This is a genomic window from Streptomyces sp. NPDC107765 (assembly GCF_055657085.1).
The window spans coordinates 237,392-253,784 of the sequence record NZ_JBVKBL010000011.1; the positions used below are offsets into that span (position 1 = coordinate 237,392).

At 75.3% G+C, this 16,393-nt stretch carries 13 protein-coding genes and 1 pseudogene; 10 read left to right on the forward strand and 4 right to left on the reverse strand.

Annotation, left to right across the window (positions count from 1 at the left end):
• Positions 1 to 176 precede the first annotated feature (176 nt).
• On the reverse strand, positions 177 to 1,820 hold the full coding sequence (locus ACZ7MX_RS26075) for an acyl-CoA dehydrogenase family protein (RefSeq protein ID WP_472135656.1): 1,644 nt from the start codon (positions 1,818 to 1,820) through the stop codon (positions 177 to 179).
• Positions 1,821 to 1,837: 17 nt separating this feature from the next.
• Between ACZ7MX_RS26075 and ACZ7MX_RS26080 the strand changes: the two genes are divergently transcribed.
• A complete protein-coding gene (locus ACZ7MX_RS26080; protein WP_472135657.1) occupies positions 1,838 to 2,920 on the forward strand; it encodes a YihY/virulence factor BrkB family protein in 1,083 nt (360 codons plus the stop codon).
• A 193-nt stretch (positions 2,921 to 3,113) separates the two neighbouring features.
• Positions 3,114 to 4,448, forward strand: a complete 1,335-nt coding sequence (locus ACZ7MX_RS26085; protein WP_472135744.1) for an MFS transporter — start codon at positions 3,114 to 3,116, stop codon at positions 4,446 to 4,448.
• A gap of 74 nt (positions 4,449 to 4,522) precedes the next feature.
• Here the strand turns inward: ACZ7MX_RS26085 and ACZ7MX_RS26090 are convergent, their stop codons facing one another.
• Together ACZ7MX_RS26090 and ACZ7MX_RS26095 are read right to left on the reverse strand one after the other, a co-directional pair.
• Positions 4,523 to 4,948, reverse strand: a complete 426-nt coding sequence (locus ACZ7MX_RS26090) for a hypothetical protein (RefSeq protein WP_472135658.1) — start codon at positions 4,946 to 4,948, stop codon at positions 4,523 to 4,525.
• Positions 4,945 to 6,657, reverse strand: a complete 1,713-nt coding sequence (locus tag ACZ7MX_RS26095) for an IclR family transcriptional regulator domain-containing protein (RefSeq protein WP_472135659.1) — start codon at positions 6,655 to 6,657, stop codon at positions 4,945 to 4,947. Before ACZ7MX_RS26095 ends, ACZ7MX_RS26090 begins: the two co-directional genes overlap by 4 nt.
• A 215-nt stretch (positions 6,658 to 6,872) precedes the next feature.
• On the opposite strand from ACZ7MX_RS26095, the pseudogene ACZ7MX_RS26100 reads away from it, so the two are divergent.
• The 8 genes and pseudogenes from ACZ7MX_RS26100 to ACZ7MX_RS26135 all read left to right on the forward strand — a co-directional run.
• A pseudogene (locus tag ACZ7MX_RS26100) lies at positions 6,873 to 7,661 on the forward strand (CoA transferase subunit A); the annotation flags it as partial.
• A 147-nt stretch (positions 7,662 to 7,808) separates the two neighbouring features.
• Entirely contained in the window at positions 7,809 to 8,600 is a 792-nt protein-coding gene (locus ACZ7MX_RS26105) for a CoA-transferase subunit beta (RefSeq protein WP_362139058.1), read from the forward strand.
• Entirely contained in the window at positions 8,597 to 9,826 is a 1,230-nt protein-coding gene (locus tag ACZ7MX_RS26110; protein WP_472135660.1) for a thiolase family protein, read from the forward strand. Before ACZ7MX_RS26105 ends, ACZ7MX_RS26110 begins: the two co-directional genes overlap by 4 nt.
• 244 nt (positions 9,827 to 10,070) lie before the next feature.
• Positions 10,071 to 10,934, forward strand: coding sequence for a protocatechuate 3,4-dioxygenase subunit beta (pcaH, locus tag ACZ7MX_RS26115; RefSeq protein WP_472135661.1), 864 nt, complete (start codon positions 10,071 to 10,073; stop codon positions 10,932 to 10,934).
• Positions 10,934 to 11,593 (forward strand): protocatechuate 3,4-dioxygenase subunit alpha, encoded by a 660-nt coding sequence (pcaG, locus tag ACZ7MX_RS26120; RefSeq protein ID WP_472135662.1) that lies wholly within the window; start codon positions 10,934 to 10,936, stop codon positions 11,591 to 11,593. The genes pcaH and pcaG overlap by 1 nt, the downstream gene beginning before the upstream one ends.
• Positions 11,594 to 11,693: 100 nt before the next feature.
• The gene (gene pcaB, locus ACZ7MX_RS26125; RefSeq protein ID WP_472135745.1) at positions 11,694 to 13,121 is read left to right on the forward strand and encodes a 3-carboxy-cis,cis-muconate cycloisomerase; all 1,428 of its coding nucleotides are present in this window, start codon (positions 11,694 to 11,696) and stop codon (positions 13,119 to 13,121) included.
• Positions 13,118 to 13,954 (forward strand): 3-oxoadipate enol-lactonase, encoded by an 837-nt coding sequence (gene pcaD, locus ACZ7MX_RS26130; RefSeq protein WP_472135663.1) that lies wholly within the window; start codon positions 13,118 to 13,120, stop codon positions 13,952 to 13,954. The genes pcaB and pcaD overlap by 4 nt, the downstream gene beginning before the upstream one ends.
• A complete protein-coding gene (locus tag ACZ7MX_RS26135; protein WP_472135664.1) occupies positions 13,951 to 15,189 on the forward strand; it encodes a 4-hydroxybenzoate 3-monooxygenase in 1,239 nt (412 codons plus the stop codon). Before pcaD ends, ACZ7MX_RS26135 begins: the two co-directional genes overlap by 4 nt.
• On the opposite strand, the gene ACZ7MX_RS26140 is transcribed toward ACZ7MX_RS26135, so the two are convergent.
• The gene (locus tag ACZ7MX_RS26140) at positions 15,138 to 16,241 is read right to left on the reverse strand and encodes a PP2C family protein-serine/threonine phosphatase (protein ID WP_472135665.1); all 1,104 of its coding nucleotides are present in this window, start codon (positions 16,239 to 16,241) and stop codon (positions 15,138 to 15,140) included. The genes ACZ7MX_RS26135 and ACZ7MX_RS26140 overlap by 52 nt on opposite strands.
• Between the last annotated feature and the right edge of the window lie 152 nt (positions 16,242 to 16,393).

A 16,393-nucleotide genomic window follows, 5' to 3' on the forward strand; every position in this document is an offset into this window, starting at 1 on the left:
GACCGCCCCTAAGGGACCCCGCCCGGGCCCGGGGCGCCTCCCCGATCGGCTGAGGCTCACCGATCGGCTGAGGCTCACCGGTCGGAAGCTCACCGGTCAGTGGCGCCGGGTCCTCGGCAACTCGGAGCCGCCGCACGTCTGTTGCCTCGGCAACTCGGCGCCGTCGGCTGCCGTCCTCAGTGCTCCAGCACCGGCCGGGAGCGGTCCACCACCGCTGCCAGGTCCAGGGTGTGGGGCAGGGTGCCGAAGGCCGCGCCGGCGTCGCCGCCCAGGCGGGAGGCGCAGAAGGCGTCCGCGACGGCGGGGGGTGCGTGGCGTACCAGCAGTGAGCCCTGGAGCACCAGTGCCATCCGCTCCACCAGGCGCCGGCCCCGGGCCTCGATGCCCTCCAGGTCGGCGAGTTCGGTGAGCATCCCCTTGATCGCCCGGTCCAGCCGGTGGTCCGCGCCGCGCGCCGTACCGATCTCGGTCAAGTAGGCGTCCAGCGCCCCGGGTTCGCGGCGCAGGGCGCGCAGCACGTCCAGCGCCTGGATGTTCCCCGAACCCTCCCAGATCGAGTTCAGCGGCGCCTCGCGCAGCAGCCGCGGCAGCCCCGACTCCTCGACGTAGCCGTTGCCGCCCAGGCACTCCATCGCCTCGGCCACCACCGGAGTGCAGCGCTTGGTCACCCAGTACTTCGCCGCCGGGACCGCCAGCCGCAGCAGCTGCCGGTCCTGTTCGGTGCCGCCGTCGTACGCCGCCGCCAGCCGCAGTGCGAGGGTGGTCGCCGCCTCCGACTCCAGCGCCAGATCGGCCAGGACGTTGCGCATCAGCGGCTGGTCGGTCAGCCGGCGGCCGAACGCCTCGCGGTACGCGGTGTGGTGCAGCGCCTGGGCCACCGCCTGCCGCATCACCGCCGCCGACGCGCTGACGCAGTCCAGCCGGGTCGCCGCGACCATCTCGATGATCGTCGCCACCCCGCGGCCCTCCTCGCCGACCCGGCGCGCCCACGTCCGCCCGTCGAACTCGACCTCCGCCGAGGCGTTCGACCGGTTGCCGAGCTTGTCCTTGAGCCGCTGGATGCGGAACGAGTTGCGGGTGCCGTCCGGCAGCACCCGCGGCAGCAGGAAGCAGGTCAGTCCTCCCGGCGCCTGGGCCAGCACCAGGAACGCGTCGGACATCGGTGCCGAGCAGAACCACTTGTGCCCGGTCAGCGCGTACTCGCCGGGAGCCGACAGCGGTTCGGCGCGCGTGGTGTTGGCGCGTACGTCGCTGCCGCCCTGCTTCTCCGTCATGGCCATGCCCGCCAGCGCGCCGGCCTTCCGGGCGGCCGGTCCCAGCTCCTGCTCGTAGATCCACGAGGTCAGCAGCGGCTCCCATTCGGCGGCCAGCTCCGGCTCGTGGCGCAGTGCGGGCACCGCCGCATGGGTCATCGACAGCGGGCAGCCGTGGCCCGCCTCGGCCTGGGTCCACACGATGAAGCCCGCGGTGCGGCGCAGATGGCCGTCCGGCCGTGACCAGGCGTCGTTCAGCCCGGCGGAGACGGCGTGGCCGAGCAACCGGTGCCAGGCCGGGTGGAACTCCACCTCGTCGATCCGGTGGCCGTAGCGGTCGTGGGTGTGCAGCACCGGGGGGTGGGCGTTGGCCTGCTCGCCCCACTGCTGGGCGTGCGCGGAGCCGGCGGCTTCCCCCAGCCGGCCCAGTTCCTGGCGGACCTCGTCCAGGCGGTCGGCGGCGATGTGCCGGGTGATGCCCTCGGTGAGGGCCGGGTCGCTCGCGAACACGTCGTATCCGACCAGCGGCGGGGGCTGGTTCGTGACCGTGTGAGTGGTGGCTGCCATGCAGCTACGGTAAGGAGGTGCAGCCGGAGAACGAACCAACCGAGCGGCACGCGGGCCGTCTGACCAGGGCCCGTGTGCTCTACCGCAACGTCTCCACGCGCCGGCTGGCCTGGTTGCTGCTCAAGGACATCGTCCACTCCTGCATGACCTACCGCGTCACCGGACTGGCCGCCGAGGCGGCGTTCTGGTGCCTGCTGTCGCTGCCGCCGCTGATCCTCGGTCTCCTCGGCGTGCTCGGCTACACCCAGACCTGGATCGGGCACGACACCCTCGACAACGTCCGGCAGCACATCCTCGGCGTGGCCGGCACGGTGCTCTCCGACAAGGGCGTGGACGAGGTCGCCCGGCCGCTGCTGAACGACGTCTTCACCGGCCGCCGACCCGACGTCATCTCGCTCGGCTTCGCCATCGCCCTGTGGTCCGGCTCCCGCGCCCTGAACGTCTTCGTCGACACCATCACGATCATGTACGGGCTCGACGGCCGCCGCGGCATCGTCAGGACGCGGCTGCTGTCGTTCGCGCTGTACGTCGCCGGGCTGCTGGTCGGCGCGGTCGCGCTGCCGTTGATGGTGGCCGGGCCGGACGCCGTGGTGAGCCTGCTGCCGGCCAGTGAGCATGTCGTCCGGGCGCTGTACTGGCCGGTGGTCCTGCTGCTGTCGGTCGCCTTCCTCACCACCCTCTACCACCTCTCGGTGCCGGTCCGGTCGCCCTGGCCGGAGGACATTCCCGGGGCGGTGGTGGCCCTCGGCATCTGGGTGCTGGGCAGTTTCCTGCTGCGGCTGTACCTGGTCTCGACGGTCGAGGGGCCCACGATCTACGGCTCGTTGGCGGCGCCGGTCGCGGTGCTGCTGTGGATCGGCGTCTCGGCCTTCGCGGTGCTGGTCGGCGCCGCGATGAACGCCTCACTGGACCGGGTCTGGCCGTCGGCCGCCACCGCCGAGGCGCGCGAGGAGATGGCCCGGCGGCTGGCGGAGAAGCGCGCCGCCGAGTCGAGGAAGCGGGACGAGGACGGCCGGGAGGGTCGGGCGGGCCAGGAAGGCCGGGCGGGCCGGGAGGGTCGGAAGGGGCACGACGGGCCGGCGGGGCCGGCGAACGGGTAACGCGTAACGGCCTTGGCCGTTCGAACCATTGACACCTCCCCGGACCGGCGCAGATGATCCTGGCCCACGAGCGAACGAAAGTTCACCAGGCGAACGAGCGCCGCCCGAGAGATCGGTAGTCCGTAGCCGTAGCCGTAGCCGGTAGCCGGTAGCCCGCTCGCCGTATCCCGAAGACGAGGTGCCCGAGGTGCCCATGCCACCCACCGCTCCGCGCCATACCTTCCGTTCCGTCGCGCCCGTCCTGGCGCTGTGCTGGCTCGCCGTCTTCTTCGAGGGGATGGACGTCAACGTCTACGGCGCCGTCATGCCGCGGATGCTCGACGACCCCGGGCTCGGGCTCGGCCCCGCCACGGCCGGCACCATCGGCAGCTGGACCACGCTCGGCATGCTGGTCGCCGCCCTCGCCATCGGACCCGTCACCGACCGCCTCGGCCGCCGCCCGGTCCTCGCCGCCAGCGTCGCCCTCTTCTCCCTCGGCTCGGCGGTCTGCGCGCTCTCCGGCACCCCCGCGCCGTTCGGCGCCGGACGGTTCCTGGCCGGCCTCGGCTTCGGCTCCCTGCTGCCCATCTGCCTGTCCATGGTGCTGGAGTTCGCCCCGCCGCGCCGGGCCGCACTGGCCACCGGCCTGCTGATGACCTCGTACCACGTGGGCGGCATGTTCGCGACGGGCCTCGGCATGACCCTCGCCCCCGCGCTCGGCTGGCGCTCGATCTTCTGGGCCGGTGTGCTGCCCGCGCTGATCGCCATCCCGCTGCTGCTGCGCCTGCTGCCGGAGTCCCCCGGGGTGCTGCTCGCCAAGGGCCGTACCGCCGAGGCCCATGCGGTCGCCGACCGCTACGGCATGGCCCGCCCCGGCCCCACCGACGCGCCGGCCCACGGGACCGGCGGCCGGCCGTCCTCCGTCCTCGCCCTCTTCCGCCCCGGCGCCCGCTGGGCGACGCCGCTCCTCTGGCTCGCCTCGTTCTGCGGACTGCTCCTGGTCTACGGCGTCGGCACCTGGCTGCCCCAGATGATGCGCGCCTCCGGGTACGGCCTCACCTCCTCGGTCAGCTTCCTGCTCGTCATCAACATCGGCGCCGTCGTCGGGATGTTCATCGCCGGCCGCACCGCCGACCGCTACGGCCCGGTGCGGGTCTCCGCCCTCTGGTTCCTGCTCACCGCCGCCGGTGCCCTGCTGCTGAGGGCGCATCTGCCGCTCGCCCTCACCTACGCCGTGGTCGCGGTCACCGGCATCTGGCTCTTCAGCGCCCAGGTGATGGTCTACGCGGCCGCCGACCGCGTCTACCCGGCCGCCGACCGCGCCACCGGCATGGGCTGGGTCACCGGCATCGGCCGCACCGGTGCCGTGGTCGGCCCCTGGCTGGGCGGCGTCCTCGCGGCCGGCGGCAACGCCCCACTGGGCTTCGTGGCCTTCGCGTTGGCGGGCCTGGTGGGTGCCCTCGCGATCGGCCTGGTGCCGGCGGCCCGCCGGTTCGGCAGCGGAGCGCCGGTTCCGGTTCCGGCGGGGGCACAGGCGGGGGCGGAGTAGCGGGCGGGAGCGGCGCGGTAGGCCCGCTGGGCGTACGCCAAGGGGCGTCGGCCGTCGCCTCGTCGGCAGCCCGGTCAGGTGAGCGGCTCCTCGAAGTGCGTGAAGCCGGTCGTCGGGTTGCCGGCGAAGCGCAGGGCGCGGCGGTCGAGGCCGCATACGGTCAGCAGGAGCCCCAGGGCGGCGTCCTCCTCGGGCGTCCCGCGGCCGAGCCACACCAGGACGACCTCCTGTCCGTCGTGCCGGGTGAGCGCGAAGTCGGTGGTCCGTACGCGGAACACGGCGAGTTGCATCTCGCCCAGGTCGTCCCAGCTGGGTTCGAGGGTCAGGCGGAGGCGGGCGGCCAGCGCCTCCAGGGGGACCCGCAGCCCGGCCACCGGCCGGAAGTTCGCGGCGGCGTACTCCCATGCGCTCGCCTGGAAGGCCGGGTTGCGCTTTCCGCCCTGATAGGCGGGGGCCACCTCCCAGTCCGGCTCCGGCGGCGGGACGGAAAGCGCCGTCACAGGGCCGGGATCCGTACGTACCGGCCGGCCACCGCGAGGTCCGCCTCGATGGCGGTGGCTGTCTCGCGCAGCGCCGGGAGGATCGCGTCGCGGGTGCCGGCGGGGGTGGTGCGGCCCGCGTGGGTGGAGACGTTGACGGCGGCCACGACCTCGCCGGTGCGGTCGCGCACGGGGACGGCGAGCGAGCGCAGGCCCTCCTCCAGTTCCTCGTCGACCAGGGCGTATCCGTCGGCGCGGACCTGCCGGACGATGCTCAGAAGGGCCTGTTCGTCGGTGACGGTGTGCCGGGTGAACGGGCGGAGGTCGGTGAGGGACAGCCGGGCGGACACCTCCGCCGGCGGCAGGCCGGCGAGCAGGGCCCGGCCCATGGACGTCGCGTAGGCGGGGAAGCGGGTGCCCAGGGTGATGTTGACGCTCATGATGCGCACGGTGGGGACCCGGGCGACGTACTGGATGTCGTCGCCGGAGAGGACCGCCATGGAGGCGGAGTCGTGCACCCGCTCGACGAGCGCGGCCAGGTGGGGCTGTGCGATGGCCGGCAGCGTCAGGCCCGAGAGGTGTGCGAAGCCCAGCTCCAGCACCTTCGGCGTGAGCCGGAAGAGCTTGCCGTCGGAGGTGAGGTAGCCGAGGTGCTCCAGGGTGATCAGGGCCCGCCGGGCGGTGGCCCGGGCCAGGCCGGTGGCCTCCGCGACGGCGGTGAGCGGGAGTGCCGCGCGGCCGGCGCCGAAGGCGGTGAGGGTGATCAGTCCGCGGGCCATGGATTCGACGAACTCGGGGCCCAGCTCCTGCTTGGAGGCCCGCATCCAGGAGGCGTGGGAGGAGGCGGACGCGCCCTCGGCGGCCCCCGGCTCCGGTGCGGACGGGTCCGTCTGCGGGGTGGTCAGGGCGAGTTCCATGGCCGTCACCGTGTCGCGCAGCCGGGGGAGGACCGCACCGGGCAGCTCGGCGGCGGACAGCCGGCTGGTGTGGCTGACGACGCTCACCGCGCAGACGACCCGGCCGGAGGGGTCCCGTACGGGCATCGCGACCGCGACCAGGCCCGGTTCGATGAGCTGGTCGTCCAGCGACCAGCCGGCCGCGCGGGCGGTGTCAACCCGGCCCTCGAATACGGCAGTTGGGGCGGTGGCGGACTCCGTCTCGTCGTCGGGGCGCGGGGGGACGGCCGGGAAGCCGGCGTCCGTCGGGTCGGCCGCGCGGCGGCGGTGCCAGCGCTCCCAGTCCGCCGCGTCCCAGGCGTCCGCGAACAGCGCCCCGGGCGCGCCGCGTTCGGCGGGCAGCAGATCGCCGATGCGGAAGGCGAGGGACATCGCGCGGCGGCGGGTGGCCTGGTGGACGAAGCGCACACCGTCGCCGTCCGGGACCGCGAGCGAGACCGACTCGTCCAGCTCGTCGGCCAGCCGGTCGGCGAGCGGGCCCAGCCGGTCCGGGAGCCCGGACGCCGCGAGATAGGCGTTGCCCAGCTCCAGCAACCGCGGTGCGAGCACCGCGTCCCGGCCCTCGACGCGTACGTAACCGAGCCGGGCGAGGGTGCTCAGCACCCGGTCGACGGTGGACCGGGCCAGGCCGGTGCCCCGCACCAGATCGCCCACCGCCTGGCGGCCGCCGCCGGCCGACAGCTCCCGCAGCACGGTCAGGCAGCGGATCAGCGGACCCACCGCTTCCGGCGGGGCGGCCGGGGAGGACGGTGCGGCGGGGGCGGGGTGGGTCATGGCCTCTCCCTGGTGCGGTGATCTCGTGCGAACCGTACCCGGCGGACCGTTGACAGGCCCGTGGGCGGGGTCCAGACTCGGAGCGGCCTTATGAACTTAAGTTCACTGGGCGAACAACCCGCTGGTGCCGCAATCTTCCCGTTCGGTCCGAAGCCCCCGCTCTTTTCCCTCCCTGGCGCCCGGATCATCCACAGAGGCTGGAGGACATGGCCGATATGGCCGACATCCGTTCGTTGCACGAGGCCGTCGCCGAGCTGATCCACGACGGGGACACCGTGGCACTGGAGGGGTTCACCCACCTCATCCCGTTCGCCGCGGCACACGAGATCATCCGCCAGGGCCGCACCGGCCTCACGCTCGCCCGGATGACCCCCGACGTGGTCTACGACCAGCTGATCGGCGCGGGCGTGGCCGCGAAGCTGGTCTTCTCCTGGGGCGGCAACCCGGGCGTCGGCTCGCTGCACCGCTTCCGGGACGCGGTCGAGAACGGCTGGCCCGGCCCGCTGCAACTCGACGAGCACAGCCACGCCGGGATGGCCAACCGCTATGCCGCGGGCGCGGCCGGGCTGCCGTTCGCCGTGCTGCGCGGCTACCGCGGCAGCGACCTCCCCTCCCGCACGCACACGGTCGCCACCGTCACCTGCCCGTTCACCGGCGAGGAACTGGCCGCCGTCGCCGCCCTCAACCCGGACGTCACGGTCATCCACGCCCAGCGGGCCGACCGGGCCGGCAACGTCCAGCTGTGGGGCCTGACCGGCGTGCAGAAGGAGGCGGCGCTGGCCGCCCGGCGCGTCCTGGTGACCGTCGAGGAACTCGTCGACACCCTGGAGCCGCGCCCCGGCGGCGTCGTCCTGCCCACCTGGGTCGTCGACGCGGTCGCGGTCGTCCCCGGCGGCGCCCACCCCTCCTACGCGGCCGGGTACTCGGTCCGCGACAACGCCTTCTACCGCCGCTGGGACGGGATGTCGCGGGACCGCGCGGCGTTCGGGCGGTGGCTGGAAGGGATCAGGGGCGGCGCCACCACCTCTCCCGCGGCAACCGTCCCCACCACCGCGCCCGGTGCCCCACCCGCGCCCGCACCCGCCCCGGCGCCCGAGCCTGCCGCCACCCCCGCGCCCGCCCCCGCCCCGTCCTGCACCCCCGACGAGCTCATGGAGGTCAACGCGGCTAGGGCACTGGCCGGTGCGCGGACCTGTTTCGTCGGGATCGGGCTGCCCAGTACGGCCGCCAACCTCGCCCGCCGCACGGTCAATCCGGACCTGGTGCTGATCTACGAGTCCGGCACCCTCGGCTCCAAACCGACCCGGCTGCCGCTGTCCATCGGGGACGGCGAACTGGCCGACACCGCCGACGCGGTGGTGTCCGTGCCCGAGATGTTCAACTACTGGCTGCAGGGCGGCCGGATCGACGTCGGCTTCCTCGGTGCCGCGCAGGTCGACCGGTTCGCCAACATCAACACCACCGTCGTCGACCGCGGCCCCGGCAAACCGGAGGGCCGGCTGCCGGGCGCCGGCGGCGCGCCCGAGATCGCCGCCAACTGCGGGCAGGTGCTGATGGTCCTGCGGCACAGCCGCCGCAACTTCGTCGGCTCACTGGACTTCGTGACCACCCTCGGCCACGGCAGTGGCCCCCGGGACCGGGCCGCGCTCGGCCTGCCCGGCGCCGGCCCGACCGCCGTCATCACCGACCTCGGCGTCCTCCGCCCCGACCCCGGCACCGCCGAGCTCGTCCTGACCGACCTGCACCCGGGCGTGACGGTCGAGCAGGTGCGGGCGGCCACCGGCTGGGACCTCAAGGAGGCGGCCCGGATCGGCGTCACCGACCCGCCCACCGCCGCCGAACTCGCCGCCCTGCGCGCCCTGAAGGCCGCCACCCCCCAGGGCACCCCCGCATCCGGTACGCCCGAGGCGGCCGGCGCACGGAAGGACACCGCCACCCGATGATCACCGACCGGCCCCGGGACGTGTACGTCGTCGACGCCGTCCGCACCCCCTTCGGCAAATACGGCGGCGCGCTGTCCGGCGCCCGCCCCGACGACCTCGCCGCCCATGTCGTCAAGGCCCTGGTGGACCGCGCGCCGGGACTGGATCCGGCCACGATCGACGACGTCTGGCTCGGCAACGCCAACGGCGCGGGCGAGGAGAACCGCGATGTGGCCCGGATGGCGGTGCTGCTCGCCGGGCTGCCGGTGTCCGTCCCCGGCGTCACCGTCAACCGCCTCTGCGGCTCCGGCATGGAGGCCGTCATCCAGGCCGCCCGGGCCGTCGCGCTGGGCGACGCCTCGGTGGCCGTCGCCGGCGGTGTGGAGTCGATGAGCCGGGCGCCTTGGGTCCTGCCCAAGCCGGACCGCGCCTTTCCCGCCGGGCCGCAGACCCTGCACTCCACCACCCTGGGCTGGCGGCTGACCAACCCCAAGATGCCCGGCGAGTGGACCGTGGCGCTGGGCGAGGGCGCGGAACTGATCGCCGACCGCGACCGGATCACCCGCGACCGGCAGGACGCCTTCGCGCTGGCCAGCCACGAGAAGGCGGCCCGGGCCCGGAAGGACGGCGCCTTCGCCGCGGAGATCGTGCCGTACGGGGACGTGGCCGAGGACGAGGGCATCCGTGCGGACACCTCGGCGGCGGCGCTGGGTGCGCTGCGGCCGGCCTTCCGTACGGGGGGCGACGCGGTGCGCGGGGCCACCGGGCCGTCGGCCGGCGCGGGCACCGTCACGGCCGGCAACTCCTCACCGCTCAGCGACGGTGCGGCCGCGCTGCTGCTGATGGACGAGCGGGGGCTGCGCGCCTCCGGCTGCACCCCGCTCGCCCGGATCCGCAGCAGCGCGGTCACCGGCATCGAGCCGCAGTACTTCGGGCTCGGCCCGGTGGAGGCGGCCGCCCGGGCCCTGGAGAAGGCCGGACGCGGTTTCGACGGCCTGCACACCGTCGAGCTCAACGAGGCGTTCGCCGCCCAGGCGCTCGGCTGTCTGGCCCGCTGGCCCGAGCTCGACCCGGGCATCGTCAATCCGCGCGGCGGTGCGATCGCTCTCGGCCACCCGCTCGGCGCCTCCGGGGCACGGCTCGTCGGCGCGGTCGCCCACCAACTGGCGGCCGCCGGCGCCGGAACGGGCCTCGCGACGCTGTGCATCGGCGTCGGGCAGGGGCTGGCGATGGTGCTCGAAAGGTAGTTACCCGCCCGGCGTCGGGAGCCGCATCCTGCAGGGGCGCCGCACCACGGACGTGCCGGCGCGGCCCGTCACCGCTCGAAGCTCGCGCACCCGGAACCTCCCGCACCGCCCCGGCCCCCGGGCCGGCCCCGACCGCCCGCACGGAACCGACCACCGGCCCCGACCACCGGAACCACCCGGCCCGATCACCCGCACCGCCTCGACCCCTTGCACCGCCCCGACCACCCGCACGGAGAGGGCACCCATGACCTTGACCCCGTTCACCCCCGCGACTCCCGCCTCCCTACCTGGCGCCCCGCTCCCCGGCCCCCGGCCGCTCGTCGCGCCCGCACCGCCCCTGCCCACCCAGGCCGACATCAGCCGTGAGATCGCCGCGCGGTCCGCCGCCGCCGACCGGGACCGGGCCGGCGGCCTCCCCGCCCCGGCGCACCCCGCGCGGGACTACACCCCGTACCGCAGCAGCACCCCCCGCCACCCCCGGCGCCCGCCGGTCGAGATCGACCACCTGGCCGACCCGGAGGCCGTCGAGCTGACCGGCCCGGCGTTCGGCGTCACGGACGTCACCGACCTCGACGCCGACCTCACCCGGCAGCACCCGGGCGAGCCGCTCGGCGAGCGGATCACCGTCACCGGGCGCATCCTCGACCGCACCGGCCGCCCGGTGCGCGGTCAGCTCGTCGAGATCTGGCAGGCCAACGCCTCCGGCCGGTACGCCCACCGGCGCGACCAGCACCCCGCCCCGCTCGACCCGAACTTCACCGGTGCCGGCCGCTGCCTGACCGACGATCAGGGCCGCTACACCTTCACCACCATCAGGCCCGGCGCCTACCCCTGGCGCAATCACGACAACGCCTGGCGCCCGGCCCACATCCACTTCTCGCTCTTCGGCACGGCCTTCACCCAGCGGCTGATCACCCAGATGTACTTCCCCGGCGACCCGCTCTTCCCCTACGACCCGATCCTCCAGTCGGTCACCGACCCGGCCGCCCGCGCCCGCCTGGTCGCCGCCTACGACCACGAACTGTCCTGCCCCGGGCGGACGTTGGGCTACCGCTGGGACATCGTCCTGGACGGCCCGTCCGCCACCTGGACCGAGGAGGGCCACTGATGCCCCGCGCCACCACCGACCCGGCCGCCACCACCGACCCGGCCACCACTCCCGCCGCGCCGCTGCCCCCGACGCCGTCGCAGACCATCGGCCCGTTCTACGGCTACGCCCTCCCGTTCCGCGGCGGCGAGCAGATCGCACCGGCCGGCCGGCCCGGCACGATCACCCTCCACGGCCTGGTGCGGGACGGGGACGGCGCCCCGGTGCCGGACGCCCTGCTGGAGTTCTGGCAGGCGGGTCCGGACGGCAGCCTCACCGGCGCGCCCGGCTCGCTGCGCCGCGACCCGGTCACCGGTGCGGTCATCGGCCGCCACGGACTGGACTTCACGGGATTCGGCCGGGTCCCGACCGACGCCGACGGCCGCTACGTCCTGCACACCCTGCCCGCCACCGCCCCGGCCGGCCACCCCGACGCCGCGCCCTACCTCGCCGTCTGCGTCTTCGCCCGCGGGCTGCTGCACCACCTCTTCACCCGCGTCTACTTCCCCGAGCACGCCGAGGCCCACGCCGCCGACCCGCTGCTGTCCCGGCTGCCCGGCCACCGGGCCCGCACCCTGCTCGCCCACCCGGACGGCCCGGACCGCTACCGCTTCGACGTCCAGTTGCAGCAGACCGCCGACGGCACCCACGAGGAGACGGTCTTCCTTGCGTTCCGATGACCACCTCCGCTCCGACGCCCCGCGCCACCGGGCCCGTCGTTCCGCCACCCGTCCCGCCCCGGCCGCCGCACCGCCCCCACCTCCCCCCGACGACGCCGATCTGGGGCTGCTCGCGCCCTCCTGGGCCGGCTCCGCCGTGGCCGACGCCACCGGGGACGTCGCCTATCTGCGCGCCCTGCTCGACGCCGAGGCCGCGCTGACCCGCGCCCAGGCCGCCGTCGGGCTCGCGCCGGAGGAGGCGGCCGCCGCGGTCACCGCCGCGGCCGACGGGCCCGGCCGGCACGACCCCGGCACGCTCGCCCGCCGGGCCCGGGCCGCCGGCAACCCCGTCGTCCCGCTCGTCGCCGACCTGACCGCCGCGGTCGCCGCCCGCGCCCCCGAGGCCGCCGGCCATGTCCACCGCGGCGCCACCAGCCAGGACATCCTCGACACCGCCACCATGCTGGTCTGCACCCGGGCGCTGGAGCCCGTACTGGCGGACCTGGCGCGGACCGCCGAGGCGCTGGGCCGGACCGCCGCCGCGCACCGGAACACCCCGATGGCCGGCCGGACCCTCACCCAGCACGCGGTGCCGACCACCTTCGGCCTCAAGGCCGCGGGCTGGCGCAGCCTGGTGCTCGACGCCCACGCCCGGCTCACGGCCGTCCGTGCCACGCTGCCCGTCCAACTGGGCGGCGCGGCCGGCACCCTGGCCGCCTTCCACGCGTACGCCGAGGCCGAGGGCACACCGGCCGTCCTCCCCGCGTACGCCGGGGCCGAGGCCGGCCGCGCACCGGACACCGCGGGCCAGGACCCCGGCACCCGGCTGCTCGCCGCGTACGCCGCCGCGACCGGGCTCGCCGAACCCGCCCTGCCCTGGCACACCCTGCGCACCCCGGTCGCCGATCTCGCCGGGGCGCTCGCCTTCACCGCCGGTGCCCTCGGCAAGCTCGCCGCCGATGTCCTGACCCTCTCCCGCACGGAGATCGGCGAGCTGTCGGAGGGCAGCGGCGGCGGCTCGTCCGCCATGCCGCACAAGGCCAACCCGGTGCGCGCCACGCTGATCGCGGCCGCCGCCCGCCAGGTACCGGCGCTCGCCGCGGTGCTGTACGGCGCGCTGGCCGCGGAGGACGAGCGTCCGGCCGGCGCCTGGCACGCCGAATGGCAGCCGCTGCGGGACGCCCTGCGGCTGGTGGGCGGCGCGGCCCGGGACGCCGCCGAACTGACTGCCGACCTCCGGGTGCATCCGGACCGCATGCGCCAGCACCTCGACGCCACCGGCGGCCTGGTCGTCACCGAACGCCTGGTCGCGGCCCTCACCACCCGGACCGGCCGCGCCGAGGCCCGCCGCCTCCTGGACGCCGCGGCCCGCCGCACCGCCGAGAAGGGCGTCCCCCTGGCCACGGCACTGCGCGACGCCCTGGGCGAGGAGCGGCTGCCGGAAGACCTCGACCCCCTCCTGGACCCGACCACCTACCTGGGGTCCGCCGGCGCCCTCGTGGACCGGGCGCTGGAACGTACCGTGCACACCCCGCAGGAGCCCGCATGACCCGCCCGTCCGCCGGCCCGCCGCCGTACCACACCCTCGACGGTCCGGACGGCGCCCCACCGCTCGTCCTGGGCCCCTCCCTCGGCACCGAACTCTACGTCTGGGACCGTCAACTCGCCCTGCTGGCACAGCAGTTCCGCGTCGTGCGCTGGGACCTTCCGGGCCACGGCGGCACCCCCTCCGTCGCCACCACCACCGTCCCGGCCCTCGCCCGCGGGGTCCTCACGCTCGCCGACGGCCTCGGCATCGACCGTTTCTCCTACGCCGGGATCTCGCTCGGCGGCGCGGTCGGCGCCTGGCTCGCCGCCCACCACCCCGAGCGGATCGCCTCGCTCGTCCTGATCTGCTCCTCCGCGCGGTTCGGCGACCCGGAAGCCTGGCACGAACGGGCCGCGCTGGTACGCGGGTCGGGGCTCGGGCCGGTCGCCGACACCGCCGCCGACCGCTGGTTCACCCCGGCCTTCGCCGCCTCCCCGGCGGCCACCGCGCTGCTCGCCACCCTGCGGCGGCGCATCGCCCCCGCCGGCTACGCGGCCTGCTGCGACGCCCTCGCCGGCTACGACCTGCGCGGCGACCTCGCCCGCATCACCGCCCCCACCCTCGTCGTCGCCGGCCGCACCGATCCGGCCACCCCGCCCCCGCACGCCCGCGCACTCGTCGACGGCATCCCCGGCGCCGGCCTCCTCGAACTGCCCGGCGCCGCCCACCTCGCGGGCGTCGAACGCCCCGCCGCCGTCCTGGCCGCCCTCCTCGGCCACCTCGCCGCACCGCCGGACGCCCCCGCGGCGGTCCGCGTCCCCGCCCCGCACCCCTCGGAAGGAACCGCGCCGTGACACCCCCACCGCCCGTCCGCCGCACCACCGTCGGCATCATCGGCGGCGGCCCCGCCGGACTGCTGCTGGCCCGTCTGCTGCACCGGTCCGGCATCGACTGCGCCGTCCTGGAGAGCCGCGACCGCGGTTACGTGGAGCGGCGGCAGCGCGCCGGCCTCCTCGAACAGGGCACCGTCGACGTGCTGCGCGGCTGCGGAGCCGGGGCCCGGCTGGACCGCGAGGGGCTGGTGCACGACGGCATCGAGCTGCGCTTCGCCGGGCGGGCCCACCGCCTCGACCTCCCGGAGCTCGCCGGCGGCCGCCGGGTGACGGTCTACGCCCAGACAGAGGTCGTCAAGGACCTCATCGCCCTCCAACTCGCCGACGGGGCACCGCTGTTGTTCGGGGCGGAGGCGCTCACCGTCGAGGGGGCGGACGGGGACCGCCCCGCCGTCCACTACCGGTACCAGGGCCGCGTGCACACCCTCCACTGCGACTACGTCGTCGGCTGCGACGGCTTCCACGGCGTGGCGCGCCGGGCCGTACCGGAGGACCAGCGCCGCACCTACGAGCGCGGCTACCCGTACTCCTGGCTCGGCGTGCTCGCCGACGTCCCGCCCGCCGCGGACGAGTTGGTCTACGCCCACTCCCCGCGCGGCTTCGCCCTGTTCAGCATGCGCAGCCCGACCGTCAGTCGGCTCTACCTCCAGGTCCCCAACGGAACCGACCCGGCGGACTGGCCCGACGACCGGATCTGGGACGAACTTCAGACCCGCGCGGCCGTCGACCCGGCCACCGGCGCCGCCCCCTGGAAGCTGGCGCGCGGGCCGATCACCGCCAAGTCGGTGCTGCCCATGCGCAGTTCCGTCACCGAGCCGATGCGGTACGGCCGGATACTGCTGGCGGGCGACGCGGCGCACATCGTGCCGCCCACCGGAGCCAAGGGCCTCAACCTCGCCGTCGCCGACGTCACCGTCCTCGCCCGCGCCCTGGACCGCCTGCACACGACCGGCTCGACGGACCTGCTGGACGCCTACTCCGCCACCTGCCTGCGCCGGGTCTGGCGCGCCGAGCACTTCTCGGCCTTCATGACGACGACCCTGCACACCGCCCCGGACCAGTCGCCGTTCGACACCCGGCTGCAGCTCGCCCAGCTCGACCGGATCGCCACCGCCTCGCACGCCGCGGCCGAACTCGCCGAGAACTACGCCGGACTGCCGCTCCCCGCGGTGCCGGCGGAGTGCTCGTCGCGGTAGCGGACCAGCAGCATCGCGGCGTCGTCGTGCAGCGGGCCCTCGGCATGCTCGACCAGGTCCTCGCGCACCGCGCGCAGGGCGGCCTCCGGGTCGGCGTCCTTGAGCAGCGCCGCCCGGTCGTCGAGCGGATAGAACCGGCCGGCCGCGTCGCGTGCCTCACTGACCCCGTCGGTGTAGAAGAGCAGCTGGTCGCCGGGGCTGAACGGCACCTCGTAGGGCAGCGGGGTGTTTGCGGCGTACCAGGTGAGGCCGAGCGGCAGGGACCGTTCCGGCGGCGCGGGGAAACCGACCGTGCCGGCGGGGCGGACGACCAGCGGCGCCGGATGGCCGTAGTTGAGCAGGGTGGCGTGCGGACCGTCACCGATCTCGGCGAGCACGGCCGTGACGAAGCGTTCGCCGGACAGATGGCGGTTCAGGGCCCGTTCGACCCGCTCGCCGACGGCCGGCAGATCGGGTTCGTCGTACGCCGCCTCGCGGAACGCGCCGAGCACCACCGCCGCGCTCTCCACGGCCTCCAGCCCCTTGCCCTGGACGTCCCCGACGATGATCCGGACACCGGCGGGCGAGGTCACCACCTCGTACAGGTCCCCGCCGATCCGGGCCTCGGCCACCGCCGACGTGTAGGAGACCGCGATCCGCAGCGGACCGGCGCTGCGCGGCACTGGGCGCAGCAGGACCCGCTGGGCCACCTCGGCGATCGAGCGGACGCTGGCCAGCTCGGCCTCCCGGCGCTGCCGCATCACCGCGGCGACCACCCCGGCCGCGGTCACCCCGGCCACCGACAGCAGCGCGGTCAGCCCCCGCCGGCTCTCGTACACCCCGTTGTAGACACCCAGACCGAGGCAGAGGACGAACGCGGTCAGCCCGACCAGTGCGGTCCGCCGCCAGCCGCCGACCAGTCCGGCGAACGCGGGCCCCAGGGACACCAGCGGCAGGAAGCCCACAACGGGCCCCGCGGTCAGGTCGACGGCGGTGACCACGGCCATGACCGTGTAGGGGAGCACGGACAGCACACGGGAGCCGGTGCGGCGCTCCCCGTTCTCCACGGCCAAGGCGGTCTCCGACGGTGTGGTGTGAGGTGATCGGGTGGAGGGGGCCCCGGCCGTCGGACTGTCCGAAAACGGCCCCCAGACCCCCGACCTGAGCATATGCAACATATGCCGTATCGAAATACCTCGCCGAAGCCCGTTACCGAATCGCAGTG